The sequence below is a fragment of the Streptomyces sp. PA03-5A genome, assembly GCF_033792725.1.
Classification (GTDB): Bacteria; Actinomycetota; Actinomycetes; order Streptomycetales; family Streptomycetaceae; genus Actinacidiphila.
In genome coordinates, this window is sequence record NZ_JARAVL010000021.1 from 53,830 (window position 1) to 76,107 (window position 22,278).

17 protein-coding genes and 1 pseudogene are annotated in these 22,278 nt (G+C 74.2%); 8 read left to right on the forward strand and 10 right to left on the reverse strand.

From position 1 onward, the window contains the following. Positions 1-231: 231 nt before the first annotated feature. Positions 232-633, reverse strand: a complete 402-nt coding sequence (locus PV410_RS25550) for an MGMT family protein (RefSeq protein ID WP_500327944.1) — start codon at positions 631-633, stop codon at positions 232-234. Between the two features lie 173 nt (positions 634-806). Between PV410_RS25550 and PV410_RS25555 the strand changes: the two genes are divergently transcribed. Beyond that, positions 807-3,680, forward strand: a complete 2,874-nt coding sequence (locus PV410_RS25555; protein ID WP_500327946.1) for a lysylphosphatidylglycerol synthase transmembrane domain-containing protein — start codon at positions 807-809, stop codon at positions 3,678-3,680. 52 nt (positions 3,681-3,732) lie between these two features. Then, positions 3,733-4,359: an NIPSNAP family protein gene (locus PV410_RS25560; RefSeq protein ID WP_500327947.1), complete on the forward strand. Its 627-nt coding sequence runs from the start codon at positions 3,733-3,735 to the stop codon at positions 4,357-4,359. Here PV410_RS25560 and PV410_RS25565 read toward each other — a convergent pair. Continuing rightward, a complete protein-coding gene (locus tag PV410_RS25565; RefSeq protein WP_500327949.1) occupies positions 4,332-5,411 on the reverse strand; it encodes an ATP-dependent DNA ligase in 1,080 nt (359 codons plus the stop codon). The genes PV410_RS25560 and PV410_RS25565 overlap by 28 nt on opposite strands. A 76-nt stretch (positions 5,412-5,487) precedes the next feature. On the opposite strand from PV410_RS25565, the gene ligD reads away from it, so the two are divergent. The 5 genes from ligD (at position 5,488) to PV410_RS25590 (ending at position 11,183) form a co-directional block, all read left to right on the forward strand. Next, positions 5,488-6,519, forward strand: a complete 1,032-nt coding sequence (ligD, locus tag PV410_RS25570; protein WP_500327950.1) for a non-homologous end-joining DNA ligase — start codon at positions 5,488-5,490, stop codon at positions 6,517-6,519. Between the two features lie 66 nt (positions 6,520-6,585). After that, positions 6,586-7,677, forward strand: a complete 1,092-nt coding sequence (locus PV410_RS25575; protein ID WP_500327951.1) for an Rv3169 family protein — start codon at positions 6,586-6,588, stop codon at positions 7,675-7,677. Then, on the forward strand, positions 7,674-8,741 hold the full coding sequence (locus tag PV410_RS25580; protein WP_500327952.1) for a phosphotransferase family protein: 1,068 nt from the start codon (positions 7,674-7,676) through the stop codon (positions 8,739-8,741). Before PV410_RS25575 ends, PV410_RS25580 begins: the two co-directional genes overlap by 4 nt. A 282-nt stretch (positions 8,742-9,023) precedes the next feature. Beyond that, positions 9,024-9,893: a glycerophosphodiester phosphodiesterase gene (locus PV410_RS25585; protein WP_500327953.1), complete on the forward strand. Its 870-nt coding sequence runs from the start codon at positions 9,024-9,026 to the stop codon at positions 9,891-9,893. 111 nt (positions 9,894-10,004) lie between these two features. Then, positions 10,005-11,183, forward strand: a complete 1,179-nt coding sequence (locus tag PV410_RS25590; RefSeq protein ID WP_500327954.1) for an acyltransferase family protein — start codon at positions 10,005-10,007, stop codon at positions 11,181-11,183. Between the two features lie 106 nt (positions 11,184-11,289). On the opposite strand, the gene moeZ is transcribed toward PV410_RS25590, so the two are convergent. The 5 genes from moeZ to pelF form a co-directional block, all read right to left on the reverse strand. Then, complete coding sequence (gene moeZ / locus PV410_RS25595) at positions 11,290-12,468, reverse strand: adenylyltransferase/sulfurtransferase MoeZ (protein WP_499513820.1); 1,179 nt, start codon at positions 12,466-12,468, stop codon at positions 11,290-11,292. 105 nt (positions 12,469-12,573) lie between these two features. Next, positions 12,574-13,335 carry a spherulation-specific family 4 protein gene (locus PV410_RS25600; protein WP_500327956.1) on the reverse strand — a complete coding sequence of 254 codons (762 nt, stop codon included), beginning with the start codon at positions 13,333-13,335 and terminating at the stop codon, positions 12,574-12,576. Further along, entirely contained in the window at positions 13,323-14,243 is a 921-nt protein-coding gene (locus PV410_RS25605) for an NAD-dependent epimerase/dehydratase family protein (RefSeq protein ID WP_500327957.1), read from the reverse strand. Before PV410_RS25605 ends, PV410_RS25600 begins: the two co-directional genes overlap by 13 nt. Before the next feature lie 118 nt (positions 14,244-14,361). After that, positions 14,362-15,405 carry a hypothetical protein gene (locus PV410_RS25610; RefSeq protein WP_500327958.1) on the reverse strand — a complete coding sequence of 348 codons (1,044 nt, stop codon included), beginning with the start codon at positions 15,403-15,405 and terminating at the stop codon, positions 14,362-14,364. Further along, a complete protein-coding gene (pelF, locus tag PV410_RS25615; RefSeq protein ID WP_500327960.1) occupies positions 15,402-17,066 on the reverse strand; it encodes a GT4 family glycosyltransferase PelF in 1,665 nt (554 codons plus the stop codon). The genes PV410_RS25610 and pelF overlap by 4 nt, the downstream gene beginning before the upstream one ends. A gap of 306 nt (positions 17,067-17,372) precedes the next feature. Between pelF and thrS the strand changes: the two genes are divergently transcribed. After that, the gene (gene thrS / locus PV410_RS25620) at positions 17,373-18,659 is read left to right on the forward strand and encodes a threonine--tRNA ligase (RefSeq protein WP_500327961.1); all 1,287 of its coding nucleotides are present in this window, start codon (positions 17,373-17,375) and stop codon (positions 18,657-18,659) included. Positions 18,660-18,722: 63 nt separating this feature from the next. Here thrS and PV410_RS25625 read toward each other — a convergent pair whose 3' ends face one another. The 3 genes and pseudogenes from PV410_RS25625 to PV410_RS25635 all read right to left on the reverse strand — a co-directional run. Continuing rightward, positions 18,723-20,342 (reverse strand): dipeptide ABC transporter ATP-binding protein, encoded by a 1,620-nt coding sequence (locus tag PV410_RS25625; protein WP_500327962.1) that lies wholly within the window; start codon positions 20,340-20,342, stop codon positions 18,723-18,725. After that, the gene (locus PV410_RS25630; protein ID WP_500327963.1) at positions 20,339-21,337 is read right to left on the reverse strand and encodes an ABC transporter permease; all 999 of its coding nucleotides are present in this window, start codon (positions 21,335-21,337) and stop codon (positions 20,339-20,341) included. The genes PV410_RS25625 and PV410_RS25630 overlap by 4 nt, the downstream gene beginning before the upstream one ends. Next, a pseudogene (locus tag PV410_RS25635) lies at positions 21,334-22,260 on the reverse strand (ABC transporter permease); the annotation flags it as partial. The pseudogene PV410_RS25635 and the gene PV410_RS25630, both read right to left, overlap by 4 nt. Positions 22,261-22,278 lie beyond the last annotated feature (18 nt).

Here is a 22,278-nt window from a genome sequence, read left to right on the forward strand (position 1 = left end):
GTTCGCCGGTTCCGTGTGCGTGCGGGTGCGTGTGCGGCGGCCTGTGCTGCCGGTGGCCGGGGGAGGCCGGGTGCCGACGGTACGCCACCGGTCGACGGGACCGCCGCGCGTCCCGTCCTTCCCGTACGGATGCGGGAGCGGCCGGGCGCGGGGCGCCGTACTCCGTCCGGACGGCCGATGGCATCAACCGGTCGCCGATGGCGGAAGCTGGATGGTGTGAGCGTCCGGTCGTCAGTCGTCCCCGCCGGGTGCGGGCACGGGGTCCGTGCCGTCCCAGCGGGCCCTGCGCATGTCGAGGCGGGGTATGTGGCCCTTCGCGGCCCGCGGGGCCTGGCGCAGCGGGGTGCCCTCGGCGCGGTAGTGCTCCAGGGCGCGCAGCTCGTGGCCCGGCAGCAGCCCGCCGTCCGCGCGCACCACGCGCCACCACGGCACGGCCCCGCCGTACAGCGCCATGACGTGGCCCACCTGCCGGGGACCGCCCTCCTCCAGCCACTCGGCGACGTCGCCGTAGGTCATGACCCGTCCGGGCGGGATCCGCTCGGCGACGTCCAGCACGCGCTCCGCGTACGCGGGCAGCTCCTGGACCTCGTCGTCCGGACCGTCGTCCGGGGCGTGTGCGGTGTCCTTGCTCATCCGTCACATGGTGCCCCACGGCACCGACAGTCGCGGCCGGCGCCTGCGCGTACGGGGGCGCCCGGGACGGCGAATTGCCCCCTCCTGCGCCCATGCGCGCGCCGCTCGTGCCACCATCATCCGGGCGGTGACTGGTGATACGAGATCAAAAAGAGACAGCAGGAGAGCACGACGTGAGCGGGAACGGAGCCGCTCGCGCGGTCCCGGCTGCCTCCGAGGGCCCCGGGGACGGCGCCCCGGCGACCCCGGACGAGCGCGCCGGGCAGGCCGTGTCCGCGTCCGGTGACGCCCCGCGCGGTGAGACCCGCGCCACATCGAAGGCCCCGGCCGGAGAGCCGGCGGTGACGCCCGCGCGGTCCGGGGACGACGCCCAGGACGGCACCCCCGGCACCGCCGAGGCCCCGGACACCGAAGCCCCCGGCACCGCCGACGGCCCCGGCGCCGAGGAGTCCGTCACCGGCACCACCCCGCACACCGACCCGGTGGCGCGGGACGAGCCGCTGCTGCCCGCGCGCGTGCACCGGCCCGTCGACCTGATGCGCTTCCTCTTCGGACTCCTCGGCATCGCGATCGTGCTGATGATCGCGGGCTTCGCGCACGCGACAACCTCCGGCGTGGAGCAGGACATCGCCGAGGGCGCGACGCACGCGCCCGAGCCCTTGATCACGATCGCCGGGCTGCTGGCGACCGTGGCGGTGCTGATCGTGCCCGTGGCGTTCGCCGTGGAGCGGCTGATCAAGCGGGACGGGCTGCGCATCGCCGACGGCGTGCTGGCCGCGGTCCTGGCCCACGGGGTGTCGCTCGCCACCGACCTGTGGGTGTCGGACGCGGCGCCGGTGGCGATCCGGGACGCGCTGACCCGCGACGCGCCCGGCGGCGGGATCACCGACCCGGTCCACGGCTACCTGGCCCCGGTGATCGCCTACATGACGGCGGTCGGCATGGCCCGGCGCCCGCGCTGGCGGGTGGCGCTGTGGTTCGTGCTGGTCGTGGACTCCTTCGCGGTGCTGGTGGGCGGCTACACGACACCGTTCTCGATCATCGTGACCGTGCTCATCGGCTGGACCGTGGCGTACGGCACGCTCTACGGGGTCGGCTCGCCGAACGTCCGCCCGACCGGCCAGAACCTGCTCGCGGGCCTGCGCCGGGTGGGCTTCGCCCCGCTGACGGCGGTCCGCGCGGAGGACGAGTTCCCCGACGCGCCCGACTCCGACCGGGGCCGCCGCTACCTGGTGACCCTGGAGCAGGGCCCGCTGCTCGACGTCACGGTCGTGGACCGCGAGCAGCAGGCGCACGGCTTCTTCTACCGCATGTGGCGCCGGCTCCAGCTGCGCGGGATCACCCAGCGGCGCAGCCTGCAGTCGCTGCGCCAGGCGCTGGAGCAGGAGGCGCTGCTGGCGTACGCGGCCATCGCCGCCGGCGCCAACGCCCCGCGGCTGATCGCCACCTCCGAGCTGGGCCCGGACGCCGTGATGCTGGTGTACGAGCACATGGGCGGGCGCTCCCTGGACGCGCTGTCGGACGAGGAGATCACCGACGAGGTGCTGCACGGCGCCTGGGAGCAGGTCCGGGCGCTGCAGTCGCGGCGGATCGCGCACCGCAGGCTGGTCGGCGAGGCGCTGAAGATGGATCGCCACGGCGACGTCTTCCTGACCGACCTGCGCGGCGGGGAGATCGCGGCGGGCGACATCGTGCTGCGCATGGACGTGGCGCAGCTGCTCACCACCCTGGCGCTGCGCGTCGGCCCGGAGCGGTCGGTGGCCTCGGCCGTGGCCGTGCTGGGCCCGGACGCCGTCGCCGACTCCCTGCCGCTGCTGCAGCCGATCGCGCTGAGCCGCACCACCCGGGCCACGCTGAAGCAGCTCGCCAGGGAGCGGGCGCAGCGTGAACGCGAGGCGGTGCTGGCCGCGTCCCGCGCCCGGAGGGCGGACGAGGAGACCGGTGACGCGGGTGAGGCAGCCGGCAAGGACGCGGGCAAGGAGACCAAGGCCGAGCGGCGGGCCGAGAAGAAGGCGATCGAGGACGCGCTGGACGGGGTCCGCGAGGAGGACCTGCTCACCCGGATCCGCCACCAGGTGCTGCTCATCCGTCCGCAGGCCCCGGTGGAGCCGGTACGGCTGGAGCGGGTGCGGCCGCGCACGCTGATCAGCATCATCGCGGGCGCCTTCGCCGCGTACTTCCTGCTCTCCCAGATCAGCAGCATCGACCCGGCGACGCTGCTGGCCGAGGCGAACTGGATCTGGGTCATCGTGGCCGTGCTGGCCTCCGCGCTCAGCTACGTCGCGGCGGCGATGGCGCTGTCCGGCTTCGTGCCGGAGAAGCTGTCCTTCGTCCGCACCACGCTGGCGCAGGTCGCCGGTTCCTTCGTGAAGCTGGTGGCCCCCGCGGCCATCGGCGGCGTGGCGCTCAACACGCGCTACCTGCAGAAGTCGGGCGTGCGCCCGGGCCTGGCGGTGGCGAGCGTGGGGGCCTCGCAGCTGGTCGGCCTCGGTTCGCACATCAGCCTGCTGCTGGTGTTCGGCTACATCACGGGCACCGAGAAAACGCCCTCCCTGTCGCCGTCGCGGACGGTGATGGCGGGTCTGCTGACGGCCGGGGTGCTCTTCCTGGTCGTCACCGCGGTGCCGCCGTTGCGGCGCTTCGTGTCCACGCGGGTGCGGGCGCTGTTCGCCGGGGTGGTGCCGCGCATGCTGGACGTGCTGCAGCAGCCGATGAAGCTCACCACGGGCATCGGCGGCACGCTGCTGCTGACCCTCGCCTTCGTGCTGTGCCTGGACGCCAGCATCCGCACCTTCCACGGCGAGGTGAACTTCGCGGCGGTCGCGGTGATCTTCCTGGCGGGCAACGCGCTGGGCTCCGCCGCCCCGACCCCGGGTGGCCTGGGCGCGGTCGAGGGCGCGCTGATCGCCGGTCTGACCACCATCGGCCACCTGGACTCGGCGACGGCCACCTCCGCGGTGCTGCTGTTCCGGGTGCTGACCTTCTGGTTGCCGGTGCTGCCCGGCTGGCTGGCGTTCACCCAGCTCACCAGGCGGCAGGCGCTGTGACGCGGGCCCACTGACAGGGGATGTCAGTGGGCCGCCCCTACGGTCCCCGGTCATGGACACCACGCACATCGTCGAGTTGCGGCAGTACACCCTGCGCCCCGGCGCCCGGGACACCCTGGTCGAGCTGTTCGAGCGCGAGTTCGTCACCGGTCAGGAGGCCGCCGGGATCCGGGTCGGCGGCCGGTTCCGCGACCTGGACGACCCGGACCGGTTCGTATGGATGCGGGCCTTCCCCGACATGGCGGCCAGGACCCGCGCCCTGCACGCCTTCTACGACGGCCCCGTCTGGTGGGCGCACCGCGAGGAGGCCAACGCGACCATGACCGACTCCGACGACGTCCTGCTGCTGCGCGGCCCCGGTTACCGCGTGCCGGACGACACCGGGCTGGTCGTCGCGACCGTCTGCCACCCCGCCGACCCGTCCGGCTTCGCGCCCCCGGACTGCGCCCGCGCCGTGCACCGCACCGAGCACGCGGCCAACGGCTTCCCGGCGCTGCCCGTGCGCACCGGCGAGGACGTCGTGGTCTGGTTCGCCGCCTACGCGCAGGCCGGTGCACGCCCCGCGGAGCCCGCCCTGCCCGCCGGCCCGGAGGGGCGGTTGCTGCGGCCGCCGCTGCGGCTGCGGCTCGCCCCGGTGCGGGTTGCGGGGCCTCACCGCAGGATGTCGCCGAGGTCGTAGCCGACCGGTTCCTCCAGCTGCGCATAGGTGCAGCCGGCGGGGTCGCGGTCGGGCCGCCAGCGGCGGAACCGGGCGGTGTGCCGGAAGCGGTCGCCCTGCATGTGGTCGTACGCGACCTCCAGGACCCGCTCGGGCCGCAGCGGGATCCAGGACAGGTCCTTCCCCGCGCTCCAGCGGCTCTGGGCCCCGGGCATGCGGCCGCCGGGCTCTCCCCCTGGCTTCGCCGGGTGTGCCCCCACCTCGGCCCAGTCGGCCCAGGGGTGGCCCTCGGCGGACTCCATGCGCAGCGGCTCCAGTTCGGCGACGAGTTCCTCGCGCCGGCGCATCGCGAAGGAGGCGCAGACCCCGACGTGCTGGAGCCGGCCGGCGGCGTCGTGCAGGCCGAGCAGGAGGGAGCCGACGACGGGACCGGACTTGTGCCAGCGGAAGCCGGCCAGCACGCAGTCGGCGGTGCGCTCGTGCTTCACCTTGATCATGACGCGTTCGTCGGGGCGGTAGCCGACGTCCGGGGGCTTGGCGACGACGCCGTCCAGTCCCGCGCCCTCGTACTGCTCGAACCACCGCCGGGCCAGCTCGATGTCGGTGGTGGCGGGGGCGACGTGGACCGGTGGCCGTGCCGTGCCGAGCGCGTCGACCAGGGCCTGGCGGCGCCAGGTCTGCGGGTCCGCCATCAAGGAGCGGTCGCCGAGCGCCAGCAGGTCGAAGGCGACGAGCGAGGCGGGGGTGCGTTCGGCGAGCTGCCGCACGCGCGAGTCGGCGGGGTGGATGCGCTCCAGCAGGGCGTCGAAGTCCAGCCGGCCCTCGCCGGCGATGACGATCTCCCCGTCGACGACGGTGCGCGGCGGCAGTTGCGCACGGACCGCCTCGACGACCTCCGGGAAGTAGCGCGTCAGGGACTTGCCGGTGCGGCTGCCGATCTCCACCTCGGCGCCGTCGCGGAAGACGATGGCGCGGAACCCGTCCCACTTGCCCTCGTACAGCATGCCGGGCGGGATCTCGGTGGCGGACTTGGCGAGCATCGGCTTCACGGGCGGCATCACCGGCAGGTCCATGCCGCGATTCTCCGCCCGACGGGCGCCGCCCGCCCGTCGGGCCTACCGTGTCGGGGACGGGAGAGGCGGTGACGGCATGGCAGAGGCGGTCGAGCTGACCGTCGGCGAGCGGACGGTCCGGATCTCGAACCCGGGGAAGGTGTACTTCCCGGAACCGGGCTTCACCAAGCTGGACGTGGCCCGCTACTACCTCACGGTCGGCGACGGCGTCCTGCGGGCGCTGCGCGACCGGCCGACGACGATGGAGCGTTACCCGGACGGGGTCGAGGGCGAGTCGTTCTTCCAGAAGCGCGCGCCGAAGAACACCCCGGACTGGATCCCCACCGGCCGCATCCGCTTCCCCTCCGGCCGCCACGCCGACGAGATCTGCCCGACCGAGGTGGCCGCGGTCGTCTGGGGCGCCAACCTCGGCTGCCTCACCTTCCACCCGTGGCCGGTCCGGCGCGGCGACCTCGACCACCCGGACGAACTGCGCATCGACCTGGACCCGCAGCCGGGCACCGACTTCGCCGACGCCGTGCGCGTCGCCGGCGAACTGCGCGGGCTGCTGGAGGAGCTGGGCCTGCGCGGCTGGCCCAAGACCTCCGGCGGGCGGGGCCTGCACGTCTTCGTGCCCATCGAGCCCGAGTGGACGTTCACCGGGGTGCGGCGGGCCGCCATCGCCATCGCCCGGGAGATGGAACGTCGGATGCCCGGGCAGGTCACCAGCGCGTGGTGGAAGGAGGAGCGCGGCGAGAAGATCTTCGTCGACTACAACCAGACCGCGCGCGACCGCACCATCGCCTCCGCCTACTCCGTACGGCCCAAGCCGCACGCCCCGGTCTCCGCGCCGCTGCGCTGGGAGGAGGTGCCGCAGGCGCACCCGCGGGACTTCGACCTGGTCACCATGCCCGCGCGCTACGCCGAGCTGGGCGACGTCCACGCCGGCATGGAGGAGCACGCCTTCCGGCTGGACTCCGTCCTGGAACTGGCCGAACGCGACGAGCACGACCGCGGGCTGGGTGACATGCCGTACCCGCCGGACCACCCCAAGATGCCCGGGGAGCCGCTGCGGGTGCAGCCGAGCCGGGCCAGGCGCACGCCGGACGGCGACGCCGGCGGGGACTGACGGCGCGGCAGGACGCCGCGGCACGACCCCTTCCCACCGCGACCGCGCTGACGCATCATCAGGCGCATGCCCGCGCCTCGACCCGTGCCCCTGGACGAGTACCCGGTCCATCAGATCGCCCGTTCCATGCGCCACGTCGCGACCGGTGACCGCAACGCCTACGACCGTTCGATCTTCCACTTCTTCGACCACGAGGGCCGGGCCTTGCTCGTCACCGGCCTCGGCGTCCATCCCAACCTCGGCGTCACCGACGCCTACGCGACCCTGACGCGCGGCACCGGCATGCTCGCGGTGCGCGCCTCGGACGCGCTCGGCGAGGACCGCATGCGGCAGCAGGTCGGGCCGCTGCGCATCGACGTCCTGGAACCGCTCCGCAGGCTCCGGCTGACCTGCGACGACGAGTTCCTCTCGTACGACCTGGAATGGGAGGCCGCGTTCCCTGCCGTCGAGGAGCCGCACCACGCCCAGTACCGGGGCGGCCGGCTCTTCCTGGAGGCCAGCCGCTTCGTCCAGGCCGGCACCTGCCACGGCGTGGTCCGCACCGGCGACGGCGAGGAGATCCGCGTGGAACGCGGCCGCTGGACGGCCACCCGGGACCGCAGCTGGGGTGTGCGCCCGGTGCCCGGCGAGGCCCCGGGACGGGCCGAGGAGGAACACCGCCCGCAAGGTTTCCACTGGCTGTGGATACCGATCCGGTTCGACGACCGCTTCGTCATGGTGATCGCCCAGGAGGACGCCGACGGCTACCGCTCCCTGGACGAGGCCCTGCAGATCACCGAGCACGGCCCGGACCGGCAACTGGGCCGGGCCCAGGTCGGCATCACCTATCGGGCGGGCACCCGCACCCCGGTCTCCGCCGTCGTCCACCTCGACGGCGGGAAGATCGAGGCCGAGGTGCTGGTCTCCAGCCCGCTCGCCGTCGGGGCCGGCTACCCGCCCGCCCGCGACTGGCAGCACGGCGAGTGGAAGGGCCGCGGATGGCTCGACCGCCGTGCGTACGACCTGACGGATCCGGCGGTCATGGCGCCGGCCGCGTACGGAGTCACCGACCACGCCGCGCGTTTCGCCTGGGACGGCCGGGTCGGCTACGGCATCTTTGAGCACGGCAGCTTCGGCCGCCACACCCCGAGCGGCTTCACCGGTCAGGAGGCCATGTGACAACGGTGCGCACCACCACCCGCGATCCCCGACTGCTGCGCAGCCGCCTCGACGAGTGGCTGGCCGCGAAGCACCCCGGCGCCCACAGCCGCGCGGTGCACGCCCCCTCCGCGAACGGCCTGTCCAGCGAGACCGTCCTGTTCGACCTGGCCGTCCCCCATCCGGAGGGCACCGCGCGCCAGCGCATCCGCCCCTGCGTGCTGCGGCTGGCCGGCGACCCCGACGCCTACACCGTCTTCCCGACGTACGACATGGCCGCGCAGTACCGCGTCATCCGGACGGTCGCCACGCGCACCCGCGTCCCCGTGCCCGAACTGCTGTGGCTGGAGCCCGACCCGGGGCCGCTCGGCGCGCCCTTCTTCGTCATGGAGCGCGTCCCGGGGCGCGTCCCGCCGGACGTCATGCCCTACACCTACGGCGGCAACTGGCTCTTCGACGCCTCCGAACAGGACCGGGCGCGGCTGGAGCGTTCGACGGTGCGCGTCCTCGCCGAACTCCACACCGTCCCCGGCGAGGGGACGCTGCGCGCGCACGTCGACGCCCAACGCGCCTACTACGAGTGGGTCGTGGACGGGCTGGCGCCCTCCCCCGTCATCGAGCGGGCCTTCGCGTGGCTGGAGAAGCACTGGCCCGCCGACCCCGGCCCGTCCGTGCTCAGCTGGGGCGACGCCAGGATCGGCAACATCGTCTACGACGCCGACTTCGCCCCCGTCGCCGTCCTCGACTGGGAGATGGCCTCCGCCGGCCCCCGGGAACTGGATCTCGCCTGGCTGGTGTACCTGCACCGCTTCTTCCAGGACCTCACCGTCTCCGCCGGCTTCCCCGGCATGCCGGACTTCCTCGACCGCGACCGCGTCGCGGCGACCTACGCGGAGCTCACCGGGCACACCCCGGGCCACCTGGACTTCCACCTCCTGTACGCCGCGCTGCGGCACGCGATCGTGATGCTGCGGATCGGTCACCGCCAGGTGCACTTCGGGGAGCGCGAGATGCCGGCCGACCCGGACGCGCTGATCCTGCACCGGGACACGCTGGAGGCGATGGTGGAGGGCCGCCACCGCTGATCCCGGGACCCGGCCCGGAACCTCACACAGAACCTCACGCTCCGTGACGGCGGGGCCGCCCGGGGTGCCCGCAGCGGCGCCCCGGGCGGCCCCGCGGCCCGTTGTCGGGCGGCCGCCACCCGGGTGGGCCTCAGGACCTGCGGCCGGACGTCATCCGTGCCACCCTGGCGGGGGAACGGGATGACGATATTCACCCGTTTGTCATGCCGTGCACTGCCGTGTCCGGGTACGGGCTGCGACCCTCGGTCGGGGAGGGGACCCGCGCCGTCGTGAGGAGTACGCATGCACCAGCACCTCGCCCGTACCGCCACGGCCGTCGCCCTGCTGGGAGCCTCCGCGTTCGTCACCATGCCGGCCCACGCGGCCCCCGCGGACCCCTCCTCCCCCACGGTCTTCGCCCACCGGGGCGCGTCCACCGAGGCCCCCGAGAACACCCTGGCGGCCGTGCGCAAGGCCAACGAGCAGCACATCAAGTGGATCGAGAACGACGTCCAGCGCACCAAGGACGGGGCCCTGGTGGTGATCCACGACGCGACGCTGAACCGCACCACCGACGTCGAGCAGGTCTTCCCGGACCGCTCCCCCTGGCGCGTCGCCGACTTCACGCTCGCCGAGATCCGCCGGCTCGACGCCGGCAGCTGGTTCGCCCCCCGCTTCCGCGGCGAACGCGTCCCCACCCTCCAGGAGTACCTGACCCTCCTCGACCGCGACCAGCAGGGCCTGCTGCTGGAGCTCAAGCAGCCCGAGCTCTACCCCGGCATCGAGAAGCAGACCGTCGACACCCTCGAGAAGGCCGGCTGGCTCGACCGGGCCCACCTCTCCGGCCGCCTGGTCATCCAGAGCTTCAGCGCCGACGCCCTGCGCCGCACCCACGCACTGCGCCCTGCCGTCGAGACCGGCTTCCTGGGCAGCCCGCCGGTCTCACAGCTGAAGGAGTACGCGGCCTTCGCCGACCAGATCAACCCGGACGAGAAGGACGTCACCTACGCCTACGTGCAGGCGGTCCACGGCACGAAGGGCCCCGACGGCAAGCCGCTGCGCGTGAACGCGTGGACGGTCGACGACCTCACCACCGCCGTCCGCATGGCGGCCCTGGGCGCCGACGGCATCATCACCAACCGCCCGGACGTCATCCGCAACGGCGTGCAGTGACCCGGACGGCGGCGTGCGCCGCCCGTTGAACCGCTCGGCCGAACGCGACGTACCTGTCACCGTGGGTGGCACCAGGTCGCCGACGTGGAAGGAAAGGGCCGAACGATCCCCTTGGACGCGAGCCGCCCCGTCAGCAGCGCCGGCACGGCGCACGGCCGGCAGGAAGTGCCGGGCCTCGAAGGCCTGCGCGGCCTGGCCGCACTGTACGTACTCCTGTTCCACTGCTGGCTGTACACGTTCCCGGGGTATCCCGACAGTTCGGCCCCCCGGTGGCTGGACGGGCTGATGTACGGCCGTCTCGCCGTCGTCTTCTTCCTGGTGCTGTCGGGGTTCTCACTGGCCATCTCCCCGGCGCGCGACGGCTGGCGGCTGGGCGGTGCCGCCCGTTTCCTGCGGCGCCGGGCCTGGCGCATCCTCCCCCCGTACTGGGCGGCGCTCGCGCTGAGCCTGCTCGTCGCCTTCTTCGTGGTGCCGGCCTCGCACTTCGGGCCGCCCACCGGCGCGACGGTCCTGGTGTACGGGCTGGTCGCCCAGGACGTGTTCACCGCGCCGACGCCGAACGGCACGTTCTGGTCGATCGGCGTGGAGGCGGAGCTCTACCTCCTCTTCCCGCTCCTGCTGTTCGTCCGGCGGCGGCTGGGGGCCGTGGTCCTGGTCGCGGGCGTGACACTCCTGGTCGTCGCCCGGGGCCTGATGGCCGCGCACGCGACCCCGGTGGAGGGGGACAACTGGCTCACCCCGCATCTCGCCCCGGTGTTCGTCGCCGGTCTGGCGGGCGCGTGGATCGTCGTCGCGTCGGCCCGGGTCCGGCGCCTGCCGTGGCACTGGTTCGCCGTCCTGGCCGCCGTGCCGGTCGTGGCGCTCGCCGCCGTCAAGGGCCGGGTCTGGACGGTGGACCACTACTTCTGGGTGGATCTCGCCGTCGCGCCCGCCATGACGATGCTGATCGCCGCGGTCGCCACCGGAAGGCCCGCCTTCCTGCTCAGGCTCCTGACCGCACGCCCCGTCCGTGTCCTGGGCGACTTCTCGTACAGCCTCTACCTCGTGCACCTGCCCGTCGTCATGACCGTCATCAGGCGCGTCGCCCCCAGGTTCGTCTCCCCCGGGCTGCCCACGTTCTGGTTCACCCTCGTAGTGGCGTTGCCCGTCTCGCTGCTGGTGGCGTGGCTGTTCGCCCGGGTCTTCGAGCTGCCCTTCAAGCGGCACCGCTCCTGGAAGTCCCTGCTCGCGCCGGTCCGTTCGCGGTCCACCGGCCCGGGGCCGGCCGGGGCCGCGCCGGCAGGTCCGTGACGTCCGGCCCGTGACGTCCGGCCCGTGACGTCCGGCCCGCGGGGACGGCGAAGGCCCGCGGCGTCCGAACCGGTCGGACGCCGCGGGCCTTCGCCTCACCCGTCGGTCAGTACACCGGCTTGTCGGGCTCGATCGTGTTGACCCAGCCGATGACGCCGCCGCCGACGTGGACCGCGTCGGAGAAGCCCGCGGACTTCAGGACGGCGAGGACCTCGGCGGAGCGGACGCCGGTCTTGCAGTGCAGGACGATCTTCTTGTCCTGGGGGAGGTCCTGGAGGGCGTTGCCCATGAGGAACTCGTTCTTGGGGATCAGACGCGCACCCGGGATCGAGACGATCTCGTACTCGTTGGGCTCGCGGACGTCGATGATGTCGATGTTCTCACCGTCGTCGATCCACTCCTTGAGCTGCTTGGGAGTGATCGTCGACCCCATCGCCGCCTCCTGCGCCTCCTCGGAGACGACGCCGCAGAAGGCCTCGTAGTCGATGAGCTCGGTGACGGTCGGGTTCTCGCCGCAGACCGCGCAGTCCGGGTCCTTGCGGACCTTGACCTGGCGGTACTGCATCTCCAGGGCGTCGTAGATCATCAGGCGGCCGACGAGCGGCTCGCCGGTGCCGGTGAGGACCTTGATGGCCTCGGTGACCTGGATGGAGCCGATGGACGCGCACAGCACGCCCAGGACACCGCCCTCGGCGCAGGAGGGCACCATGCCCGGCGGCGGGGGCTCGGGGTACAGGCAGCGGTAGCAGGGGCCGTGCTCGGACCAGAAGACCGACGCCTGGCCGTCGAAGCGGTAGATGGAGCCCCAGACGTACGGCTTGTTCAGCAGCACGCACGCGTCGTTGACCAGGTAGCGGGTCGCGAAGTTGTCCGTGCCGTCGACGATCAGGTCGTACTGGCTGAAGATGTCCATCACGTTGTCGGCCTCGAGCCGCTCCTCGTGAAGGACCACGTTGACGTAGGGGTTGATGCCCTTGACGCTGTCGCGGGCGGACTCCGCCTTGGAGCGGCCGATGTCCGCCTGGCTGTGGATGATCTGGCGCTGCAGGTTGGACTCGTCGACCTCGTCGAACTCCACGATGCCGAGCGTGCCCACCCCGGCGGCGGCCAGGTACATCAGGGCGGGCGAACCGAGACCGCCGGCGCCCACACAGAGCACCTTGGCGTTCTTCAGCCGCTTCTGCCCGTCCATCCCCACGTCGGGGATGATCAGGTGGCGGGAGTACCTGCGGACCTCGTCGACGGTGAGCTCGGCGGCCGGCTCGACCAGGGGTGGCAGCGACACGGGGACTCCGTTTGTCGATCGATCACTACGGTGGTTATTCCCGTAACACTGCCACGCCCTTCTTCATTCCGAGACCGCCGTCCCGAGGGGCGAGACTGATGTGGGTCACATGCTGGGCGGCGGCTGGCGGCGGAGCATGCGCGAGGCCTCGTCCCAGTAGCCCGGCAGGCCGTCCCAGGCCGCGTGATCGGTGCGGTCGGTGAAGTAGACCGTCGCCGCGCCCTGCCAGCGGGCGATCCGCATGGCGTTCTCCAGGTGCGGGGCCGGGACGCCGTGCACCAGGTGGCAGAAACGCTCCGGCGGGTACGCGGCCGTCCACTCCGGGGCCTCCGACCAGCGGTACTGCATCCACGGCCCGGCGAAGGTCACCAGTTGGTCGGCGGCTTCGGCGTAGCCCTCGTACGGATGGCAGCCGTGACCGAGCACCACATGCCCGGTGCTGCCGCCCTCCACCGTCAGCAGCGCGCGCAGGGTGGTGATCACCCGGCGGCAGTCGGACAGCTCCGAACTCGTGGTCGGGGCACGGTCGAGGTAGAAGCCGTCGACCCGGTACCAGTCGAGGAAGCGGTGCGCGTCGGCGACCAGTTGGCCGAAGGGACGCGCCCCGTGCCGGGTGTCCAGGTACCCGAGCACCGGCACGGCCGCGTCGCGCAGCCGGGCGCACGCCTGCGTGTAGAGCGGGTCGATCCGGGCGCCGGGGCCCCGCGCCACGTTGAGCACCACCCAGTGCATCGGCGCCTCGGGGCGAGCCAGTTCGGCCCATTCGCCCGGGGCGACCAGCGGGTGCGCGTACGCGGGGACCCCGAAGCCCAGTCCGTCGCAGCGGTCGATCGGCCTGCGCAGGCCGCTCGGTGTCACACGCGGCATGCCGCCTCCATCCAGACGTCGGCGAGGGATTCCTCGAGGGCGATGCGCGGGCGCCAGCCGAGGCGGTCGCGGGCGGTGCGGATGTCGGCCTGCTGCCAGGCGCCGCAGCCGTCCGGGTAGTGGGGGTGGCCGGTGCCGTTCGCCATCAGGTGCGGGTCCTCGACCTCGTGGAGGGCGCCCGCGTAGCCCGCGGCGCTGGCCAGGGCCGCGGCCACCTCGCGCAGCGGTACGGCGTGGCCCGTGCCGATGTTGACCAGGCCCTGGGCGGCGGAGAGCGAGGCCGCGTGCACGGCGCGGGCCACGTCGCGCACGTCCACGAAGTCCCGCTGCACGCCGAGTCCGGTCAGCTTCAGCTCGCCGTCGCCGGTCTGCATGGCCCGGCGCATCGCCTCCGCGAGCCGCCCGATCGGCGAGGCGGTGGGCGTCCCCGGCCCGACCGGGGTGAAGACCCGCAGCACGACGGCGTCGAGCCCGGAGCCGAGCACCAGTTCCGTCGCGGCGAGCTTGCTGACCCCGTACGGACCGCCCGGCCGGGGCACGGCGTCCTCGGCCGTCGAGGAACCGGTGGGCGAGGGCCCGTACTCCGCGGCACAGCCCACCTGGACCAGCCGGGCGGAGGTGGCGCTGCGGCGCATCGCCTCGCACACGGAGGCGACCGCGATCGTGTTGTGCCGTGTGAGTTCGCGCGCCCCGCCGCGGGTGGCGCCCGCGCAGTTGACGACGACCCCGGGGTGGACGGCGTCCATGAAGCGCGCCAGCGCGCCGGGACTGCCGGACGACAGGTCGAAGCGCACGTCCGCGTCGTCGCTGCGGCCGAGGGCGGTCAGCTGCACGGCGGGGTCGGCCAGCAGCCGTTCGGCCACGTGACGGCCGACGAATCCGTTGGCGCCCAGGAGGAGGACTCTCATAGCGAGCGCCTCCGCTGCGCTCGCCGTGGTCGGGGGTGCGGGTGGGTCATCGTGAATGGCTCCTTGGCTTCTTCTACGGAACTGCGGGGTGTGCCGGGCCGCCCCGGCCGCCGGCCGCTCATCGCGGCGCCGCCGCGGCCGTGTGCGCCGACGCACGCGAGAGGGTGGTCAGGGCGTGGGCCGCCAGCGCCAGGGCGGCGGCCGCGCAGGCCAGCGCGGGGACGGCGGCCGGCGGGAGGGGGAACCGGTTCAGCAGGGCCGCGGCCAGGGCCACGGCCTCGGTGGCGCAGGCGAGCCCGGTGCCGATGGCCGCCGGGTCGGGGTGGCCGTGCACCGCGAGCAGACGGGCGGTGAACAGCAGCAGAGCGAGCGCCGCGGGCCCGGCGAGCGCGGCGGGGGTGAGCGGGGCGCCCGCCACGGCCCGGGCGGCGCACAGCAGCGCGAGCACCAAGGCGAGGAAGAGCGCGAGCGTGCCCGCCAGCAACGGCCGCACGGCACCACCGAACTCCTCCAGGCTGCGGCTGCGCAGCAGGTGCCCGCGGGAGCGCACCGCGAAGCGGTGGGCGCACCAGGCGGCCGGCGCGAGGGAGAGCGCGAGCGCGGTCAGCTCGGCGGCGTCCGCGGCGGGCAGCACGCCCCCGGCGAAGCCGTCGACGGCGCGCGGCCCGTACAGCCCGAACCCCACCAGCCAGCAGCTCCACACCGCACCGGCCGGACCCGTGCCGTACGGCGCCCTCAGCGGTCCGCGGCGCAGGGCGGCGAGGAGCACGAGCAGGAGCAGCGGCACGGCCACCGCGACCACCGTGACCGGCGGCAGCCAGCGCAGCGCCGCGCCGGCGGCGGCACAGACGGCGCCCGGGGCGAGGGTGAGCAGCAGGGCGGGGCGGTCCGCCGGCCGGCCCGCGGCAGGCGGGGCGGTGGCGCGGGGCACCCGGGCGTAGAGCTCCTCGGCGAGGGAGAAGACGTCGCGGTGCCGGAAGCCCGCCGCGACGCGGTCGGTGACGCCCTGCGCCTCCAGTCCGGCCACGATCTCCAGCGGGTCCACCGCCTCGGCGCACAGCTGCCGGTGACGGTGCATCAGGGCGCGGACGGGGTCGGCGGGGCCGCGTTTGCGGGGGCCGCCCCTGCGGGCGCCGGCTTCGGTCTCCTGCACGTGGCTCATGCGCGTTCCCGCCTCTCGGCTCCGGCGTACGCCGGCTCACGGGCGGCGAGCGCCCAGGCCGGTGTGGCCGTCCAGTGGCCGGGGACACGGGATTCGGCGGGCCTGCCGAAGGGGACGGGGGTGCCGTCCGGGTCGCGCAGCGGGGCCTGACGGCCGGGCGCGTGGGCGACCAGGTCGAGGTAGATCTCCCGGAACGCGGCCAGGTTCCGCTCGACGGTGAAGAGCTCCAGGGCGCGTTCGCGTGCGGCGGCGCCCAGCCGCTGCCGGCGCTCGGGGTCGCGCAGCAGGGCGACGCAGGCCTCGGCGAGCGCTTTCGGGTTGCGCGGGGGCACGACCAGGCCGGTCCCGCCGATGACCTCCCGTACGGCGCCGACGTCCGTGGAGACGGTGGCCCGGCCGCAGAACATGGCCTCGACCAGGGTGACCGGGAAGCCCTCGACGACGCTGGAGAGGACGACCACGTCCCCGGCCGCGTAGGCGTCGGGGAGCGCCGGGGCGCCCGGCGAGCCGAGCTCCTCGAAGGAGACCGGGTTCTCGCCCGCGGTGACGGCGTCGGCCGCCTCGTCGGGGAAGAGCTGCGCCGCCAGGGAGCGGCACTGCTCCAGGTACGCGGGGTCGCCCTCGCCGGCGCGGACGACGCGCAGCCGCGCTCCGGGTTCCTCCTTGCGCACCTCCCCGAAGGCGTGCAGCAGCCCGACCAGGTCCTTGCCGGGGTCGACCCGGCCGACCCACACCAGCGCCGGCTCGCCGCCCTCGGCGTCGGCCGGGGGCTCGGGTACGGGCCCGTGGTAGCCGGGGTAGACCGTACGCACGCGGTCCCGCTCGGCGCCGCAGTGCTCCTGCCAGCGGCGCGCGTGGGCGTTGCCGGGGGTGACCAGGGCGGCCCGGCGGTACGCCTCGCCCGCGAGGTGGCGGTGGAAGGCGGCGAGCAGGGCGCGTACCGGGGCGGACAGTCCCGCGGCGCGGTGCAGCAGCAGGGTCTCGCGCAGCCGCACGCCGTACTCGGTCACCAGCAGCGGCGTGCCGAAGAACCGTTTGGCCAGGAGAGCGGGCAGCAGGGCGGTGCCGCCGGTCACGGCGTGGCAGAGGTCGGCGGTGGCCAGCGCGTCGCCGAACTCGTCGTACCAGGGCGCGGCCAGCGGCCGCAGCGCGCGCTCCAACTGGTCGGCCGCGAGCAGGAGATCGCCCACCCCCGCCTCCCCGACGAGGGGTCGCGCGCCGGGCGCCCGGCAGACCTCCTCCAGCACGCGCACCGCGTGCTCGGAGCGCAGCAGCGCCGGGACGCCACCGTCCTCGCGGGCGAGTTCGGCGAGGCCGTAGAGCGCGGAGGCGAAACGGTCCGCCACGCCATTGGCCCCGGCGTCGCCCGCCAGCACGCCGACGAGGTCGCGGTACTGCTCCAGCGCCTGCGCCCGCCGCCGACGCGCCTTGCCCGGCACGCCCCCGGGCCCCGGCGCCGGCCCCCACAGCGGCAGCACGCGCACGTCCCGCACCTGCGGCGGCAGCGCCGGCAGCCCCGCCGTCCCGGCCCGTTCGTTCCTGCCGAGCGCGTACACCGCGAACTCGTGCCCGGGGAGCCCGCGCACGAGCCGGTCGACCCAGGCGCCCCCCTCACCCCGGGCGTACGGATAACCACCCTCCGCGAGTAATGCGATACGCACGTCTGCCCCCTCTCCGCACCGGTCCGTTCGGGCGCGATGACCGTATTCCGGCGAAGTGGGGGCACGACGGACGGTTGTCCGCCGTGCCACCGAAAGGGGTGAAGAGACGTAACTTTCCCCAGCGTTGTGCGTTGTGACCGGGTAGACGTTCACCGGGTGGTCCCCGGGCGGGCGGGGCGCGGTGCGAATCCCGCGCGGGCGCCGGCCGTGGCTGTTATCGTCACCGGTATGAAGCGCGCTGCCATCACGACGACGCCGGAGAGTGTCCCGGCGCGCTGACCCCTGTCATGAGGAAGCCCCGGGCGAGTGCCCGGGGCTTCCGCTTGCGGTCATTCGCCCGCCGTCCGCGAGGAGACCGCCGTGCACGACCACCGCAGACTCGGCCGCGAGCTCGGCCTGTTCGACACCGACCCGCTGATCGGCGCGGGACTGCCCTACTGGCTGCCGGACGGCGCCGCCGTCCGGCACGCCCTGGAGGAGTACGTCCGCGAGGCCGAACGCCGGGCGGGCTACCGCCACGTGTACTCACCCGTGCTCGGCAAACGCGAGCTGTACGAGATCTCCGGGCACTGGGCGCACTACAGCGACGACATGTTCCCGCCGATGGACCTCGGCGGCGAGCAGGTCGTGCTGCGGCCGAGCCTGTGTCCCCACCACGCGCTGATCTACCGCTCGCGCCCGCGCAGCCACCGCGAACTGCCGCTGCGCATGGCCGAGCTGGGCGGCATGTACCGCTCCGAGCTGTCCGGCGTGCTCGGCGGGCTCACCCGCGTACGGGCCATCCAGCTCAACGACGCGCACATCTTCTGCACCCTCGACCAGGTCGCCGACGAGGCCGCCGCCGCCCTGGGGATGATCGGCCGGGCGTACCGCGCCCTGGGCATCACCCCTGCCCGTCACCGGCTCTCCCTCCCCGGGCCCGGCGGCAAGTACGTCGCCGAGCCCGAGCTGTGGGAACGCTCCACCGCCCTGCTGACCGAGGTCCTGGACCGCTCGGGGCTGCCCTACGAGGCGGCGGAGGGCGAGGCCGCGTTCTACGGCCCCAAGATCGACGTCCAGGTCGCCGACGGCGCGGGCCGCGAGGCCACCTTGTCCACCGTGCAGATCGACTTCCACCAGCCCCGGCAGTTCGGGCTGCACTACATCGGCGCGGACGGCGCGAAGCACCGTCCGGTCATGGTGCACCGCAGCGTCGTCGGCAGCGTGGAGCGGGCCGTGGCGCACCTGGTCGAGCAGCACGGCGGAGCGTTCCCCCCGTGGCTCGCGCCCACCCAGGTGGTCGTCCTGCCGGTGTCGGAGGCGGAGCTGCCCGAGGCCGAGGCGCTGGTAGGTCGGTGCCTCGGCCTGGGCCTGCGCGCGGACCTGCGCGCACCGGACCGCGGCACCCTCGGGGCGCGCGTCCGGGAGGCCCGCCTCGTCCCCTACCAGGCCGTCATCGGCCCGAAGGAGGCCGCGGACGCGCACGTCGCCCTGCGGCTCCGCGACGGCCGCCGCCTTCCGCCGCTGCCCGCGCACGTGGTACTGGAGCGCGTCCGTGCGGCCGTGGCCGCCCATGACGTGGAGCTGTGGCCCGGGCGCGAGGACCCCGCCTGACCGCCGCGCGGCACGGCGGGGCGGGGCGCGCCCGTCCGACCGGGCCGGGCGCACCCCGGCGCGTCAGGCGGTGGCCGCCAGTGCGTGGCGCCGGGCGGCGCGCCGCGCGGCAGACTCCTGCGGGTCGAGCACCGGGACCGCCGCCAGCAGCCCCTTGGTGTACTCGTGCTCCGGCGCCTCGTAGACCCGCCCGGCGGGCCCGTACTCCACGACCCGGCCCGCCCGCATGACCGCGACGTTGTCGCTGACCTGGCGCACCACGGCCAGGTCGTGGGCGATGAAGACCAGTGCGAGTCCCAGCTCGCGCTGCAACTCGCCCAGCAGCCGGATGACCTGCGCCTGCGTCGTGACGTCGAGCGCCGACACCGGCTCGTCGCAGACGATCAGCCGGGGCTCGGGCGCCAGCGCCCGGGCGATGCCGACGCGCTGCCGCTGACCGCCGCTGAACTCGTGCGGATAGCGGTGGTACCAGTCGGGGTCGAGCCCGACCCGTTCCAGCAGTTCCCGCACGCGGGCGACGACCGCGGCGTCGTCGAGCACGCCGGCCGTCCGCAGCGGGTCCGCGATGGACTCGCCGATGCTGCGCCGCGGGTTGAGCGAGGACACCGGGTCCTGGAACACCATCTGCAGTCCCGGCGTGCCCGGGCCGGGACGCACACCCGGGCGCCGCAGCTCGCCGCCCGTGGGCTCCAGGAGCCCCACGAGCATCCGCCCGAGCGTGGTCTTGCCGCTGCCGCTCTCCCCGACGACGCCGAGCGTCTCGCCCGCGCGCACGGTCAGCGAGACGCCGTCGACCGCCGCGACCCGGGAGCCGCGCCTGCCGAACTCCCGCCGCACGCCGATGGCTTCGAGGAGGACCTCGCCCACGGCCGCGCCGCGCGGCTTCGCCGTCTCCACCCGCGGGACCGCGGCCACCAGGTCCCGCGTGTACGGCTGCTGCGGTGCGCCCAGCACGGTGCCGACCGGCCCGCGCTCCACGACACGGCCGTCCTTCATCACCAGGACCTCGTCGACGCTCCCGGCCACCACGCCCAGGTCGTGGGTGACCAGCAGCAGCCCCATGCCGGTCTCCTGCCGCAGTTCGCCGAGCAGGTCGAGGATCTGCGCCTGCACGGTGACGTCGAGGGCCGTCGTCGGTTCGTCCGCGACGAGCAGCCGCGGCTCGCACGCGAGCGCCATGGCGATGAGCGCCCGCTGGCGCATGCCGCCGCTGAACTCGTGCGGCCGGAAGCGGGCCCGCCTCGGTGCGTCGGCGATGCCGACCCGGTCGAGCACCTCGACCGCCCGCGCGCGGGCCGCCCGCCGGGAGGCCTTGGGGTGGTGGACCCGGTACACCTCGGCGATCTGGTCGCCGATCGCGAAGTACGGGTCGAGCGAGGACAGCGGGTCCTGGAAGACCATCGCCGCGAGCCCGCCGCGCAGCCCGCGCAGTTCCTTCTCCCCCGCGGTCAGGACGTCGACGCCGGCCACCCGCACCGAGCCGCCGATCCGCGCACCGCTGCCGCGGTGCAGTCCCAGCAGGGTGAAGGCGGTGGCGCTCTTGCCGCTGCCGGACTCGCCGACGACGCCGAGGGCGCCGCCCTGCTCCAGGGAGAAGGAGAGCCCGTCCACGGCCCGGACGGTGCCCGTGCCGGTGGGGAAGTCGACCGTGAGGTCCTCGACCTCGATCAGCCGTGACGTCATGCCAGCACCACCCGTCGGTCGGCCACCGCGTACAGGACGTCCGCGAGGGCGTTGGCGAGGACCACGAAGAAGCCGGTGACCAGTACCAGTCCGACCACGACCGGCAGGTCCTCGGTCTTCACCGAGTCCACCAGGCTCTTGCCGAGCCCGGGGATGCCGAAGAGCGACTCGGTGAGCACCGCGCCGCCGAACATCGTCCCCAGGTCCAGCGCGGTCAGTGCGATGACCGGCGGCAGGGCGCCGCGCAGGGCGTGCCGTCCGATGACGGAACGCTCGCGGACGCCGTAGGCGCGGAAGGTGCGCACATGGTCCTCGGCGAGCGTGTCCAGCATGGAACTGCGGGTCAGCCGGGCGTACTTGGCGCTCTCCAGGATGGCCAGGGAGAGCCAGGGCAGCACCAGGTTCCACGCCCACTGCTCGGGGTCCTCGGTCAGCGGGACGTAGGACGGGAAGGGCAGCCAGCCCAGCACCGAGACGAACAGCAGCATCAGCAGGATGCCGATGATGAAGACGGGCACGGCGTTACCGGCGAGGGTGAGCCCGGTCAGCAGCCGTTCGGTGAGCCCGCCGTGTCGCAGCGCCGAGAGCACCCCGGTGCCGACGCCGATGACCAGCCACAGCACCATCGCGCCCAGCGAGAGCGAGGCGGTGGCCGGCAGCCGCTGGGCGAGCAGGGAGGTCACCTGCTCGCCGCTCTGGTACGAGAAGCCCAGGCACGGTGCGCCGCAGTGCTCGGTGCCGACACCGGTGCTGATGTCGGTGCCGGCGAACAGGCCGTGCAGGAAGTGGGCGTACTGCGCGTAGGCAGGGTCGTCCAGGCCCAGCTGGGTGCGGACCTGGGCGACCTGGTCGGCGGAGCACTTCGGCCCGCAGGCCAGCCGTGCCGGGTCGCCGGGCAGGACGTAGAAGAGGGCGTAGACCGCGATGCTCAGCACGAGCAGGACCAGCAGGGCCGCCAGCAGCCGGCGCAGCGCGAAACGGGTGAGGAGGATCATGACCGCGCCTCCTTGCGCCTGCGGGCCAGGGACCGCAGGCGGCTGCCGGCGCGCGGGTCCAGGGCGGTGCGCACGCCGTCGCCGAGGGCGGTGAAGGCGAGGACGGTGACGAAGATCAGGCCGGCGGGCAGCAGCACGTACGTCGGATCGGCCTGGTACCAGGTGGTCGCGGAGGAGAGCATCTGTCCCCAGGAGGGCGTGGGCGGCTTGACGCCGATGCCGAGGAAGGACAGTCCCGCCTCCGACGCGATGTTGGAGGGCACCAGCAGCGCGCTGTAGGTCACCACGGGCGCGGCCAGCGACGGCAGCAGTTCGCGGCGCGCGATCCGCCACCGGCCGGCGCCGCCGAGCCGGGCGGCGGCCACGTAGTCGAGGGACTTCAGGCTCAGGGTCTGGGCCCGGACGATGCGGGAGGTGCCGCCCCAGCCGAGCAGGCCGAGGACGAGGACCAGCAGCACCGGACGCGGGAAGCCGGCGGGGACGATCGCCAGCAGGGCGATGGAGAAGACCAGGGTGGGCAGCGCCAGCATGACGTCGGTGGTCCGGCTGAGCAGGTTGTCCAGGAAGCGGTTGCCGAGACCGGCGGCGAGGCCGACCGCGACCCCGAGGACGACCTGCACGACGGTGGCGGCGAGGCCGATGCCGAGCGAGATCCGCGCGCCGTACACGAGCCGGGCGAACAGGTCGCGTCCGGTGCCGGGTTCGACGCCGAGCCAGTGGTCGGCGCTGACGCCGCCGAAGGAGCCGGTCGGCACGCCGCCGAGGGCGGAGTCGACGGCGGAGGCGTGGTACGCGTCCGGGTCCTGCCCCTCCAGGGCGGCGAGCAGCGGGGCGGCGAGGGCCACCAGGACGAGCAGGGCGATCACGGCGACCCCGGCGAGGGCGGCGCGCTGGGCGCGCAGCCGCCGCCAGAGCTGCCGGGCGCGGCGAGCACGTCGGTC

Coding starts and splice junctions, on each gene's coding strand:
- PV410_RS25550 (WP_500327944.1), bottom strand. CDS start 633: ATGAGCAAGGACACCGCACACGCCCCGGACGACGGTCCGGACGACGAG.
- PV410_RS25560 (WP_500327947.1), top strand. CDS start 3,733: ATGGACACCACGCACATCGTCGAGTTGCGGCAGTACACCCTGCGCCCC.
- PV410_RS25565 (WP_500327949.1), bottom strand. CDS start 5,411: ATGGACCTGCCGGTGATGCCGCCCGTGAAGCCGATGCTCGCCAAGTCC.
- ligD (WP_500327950.1), top strand. CDS start 5,488: ATGGCAGAGGCGGTCGAGCTGACCGTCGGCGAGCGGACGGTCCGGATC.
- PV410_RS25575 (WP_500327951.1), top strand. CDS start 6,586: ATGCCCGCGCCTCGACCCGTGCCCCTGGACGAGTACCCGGTCCATCAG.
- PV410_RS25585 (WP_500327953.1), top strand. CDS start 9,024: ATGCACCAGCACCTCGCCCGTACCGCCACGGCCGTCGCCCTGCTGGGA.
- PV410_RS25600 (WP_500327956.1), bottom strand. CDS start 13,335: ATGCCGCGTGTGACACCGAGCGGCCTGCGCAGGCCGATCGACCGCTGC.
- PV410_RS25605 (WP_500327957.1), bottom strand. CDS start 14,243: ATGAGAGTCCTCCTCCTGGGCGCCAACGGATTCGTCGGCCGTCACGTG.
- PV410_RS25610 (WP_500327958.1), bottom strand. CDS start 15,405: ATGAGCCACGTGCAGGAGACCGAAGCCGGCGCCCGCAGGGGCGGCCCC.
- PV410_RS25625 (WP_500327962.1), bottom strand. CDS start 20,342: ATGACGTCACGGCTGATCGAGGTCGAGGACCTCACGGTCGACTTCCCC.
- PV410_RS25630 (WP_500327963.1), bottom strand. CDS start 21,337: ATGATCCTCCTCACCCGTTTCGCGCTGCGCCGGCTGCTGGCGGCCCTG.